General features: G+C 45.8%; 1 protein-coding gene. It reads right to left on the minus strand.

Features of this window, described 5'->3' with window-relative positions; translation table 11 throughout:
* Positions 1-1,550 (minus strand): PqiB family protein (locus QTO00_RS19535; RefSeq protein WP_331426227.1); only part of this gene is annotated, 1,550 nt, incomplete at both ends.

Genomic DNA, 1,550 nt, shown 5'->3' on the forward strand with positions numbered 1-1,550 from the left:
ATAGCAGTGGACTTCCTTTACTAATCGGTGGCAGTTCGTTGGTGAACAGGGTGAGTTTAGTCGTACCTGACATATTGTATTTTGCTAACTCCGCTAGGGATTTGCTTGGGTAGAGCCTGTAAGCATCTTGTGGGCTACTTTCGCCTTCGCTTACAAAGCTAATAGACCCGGTAAGAAGTTGTTTTGCTGGTGGTACGGAAATATTCAAACCGGACTCTGTCAGTTCAGCACTAGCACTGCCTGTAACGAAAAAACGACTCTGGGATTTAATTAGATGGGCGTAATCGCTATCGACCAACGCATCAAGGCGAACTTGGTCTTCTTCAAGTTTGACTTGAGTCACCGAACCAACACTAATTCCACGGTAAAGAATATTAGCGCCTTTATCTAAACCAAATGAGTTTTCAGCGATTAAATTGAGTGACATTGAACGCGCTTGTTGGCGATTAAACTCATCTTTACGTACTGCGCTAAATTTACGTGATCGTTTACCTTCACCCGGAACTATGGTTAGAAAGTTGCCTTTTACAATATTGGCCAGGTTCTCGACGCCTGAAAGAGAGACTTTAGCTTCTTGAAGAATGAAGCGACTGCCTGTAGTCAGCATATCGCTAAAGGCGGGTTGAATCGCTGCAGAGGCGACAATGCTGTCACGGCCCGAGCTAAGCTCTAAGTCAGTGATTTGTCCGACTTCAATCCCTCGGTACATGATCGGCGCACCGTTTTCACTGATTTCGCTGTCATCTGGTAGAGCGATCTTAATAGCGATACCTCGACCTGCGGTCTTAATATCTGGGTAGAGTCTAAATTGGGTATTGTCTGCGACGGGTTCGCCACCTTCTGGCGAGTCTACCGCAATGGAGCCTCCAATTAGTGCACTGAAGCTTTCAAGGCGCACATCAACCCCTGCGAACCCGATATTGGCGCCAATCCCACTGACATTCCAGAAACGACTGTCATCGGTAATAATGTGACGATATTCATCTTGGATAGAAGCTTGAATCAATACGTTTTTCGAACCTGAATCTAGCTGGTAGCTGTATACTTCACCGATTGGGATTTTCCGATAAACGATTTGTGAACCAACGGAGATGCCCCCTAAGTCGCGCGCTTTTAAAGAGATACTTAAACCTTCGTTTGCCATCAAATCAGATGGCGCTCTTTCCAATGCGAAAAATTCGGTTTCGAGCTCTGATGAGTCAGACCCAGGTGAAATGGCGATGTAGTTGCCCGATACTAGAGCATCTAATCCGGAGATGCCAGACAAGCTCGCAGTCGGTTTGACCATCCAAAAGCGAGTATCTTTGTTTAGCAGTTTGGTTGCTTCTGGGTAGATGTCGGCAGAGACATAGATGCTTTGTAAATCTTCAGCAAGATTGATGTCTTTCACCATTCCAACTTCTAGACCCTGATAGCGAATCGTCGTTCTGCCTGCAATTAAACCTTGAGCGTCCGAAAAGTGGATCTGGACTCGCTGTCCAGCGTCTTGAATTGCTTTTAATACTAGCCAACCTGCCAATACCATGGTCAATATAGGAAGTAACCATAGG

It is taken from the genome of Vibrio sp. M260118 (assembly GCF_036533755.1).
Lineage (GTDB): Bacteria > Pseudomonadota > Gammaproteobacteria > Enterobacterales > Vibrionaceae > Vibrio.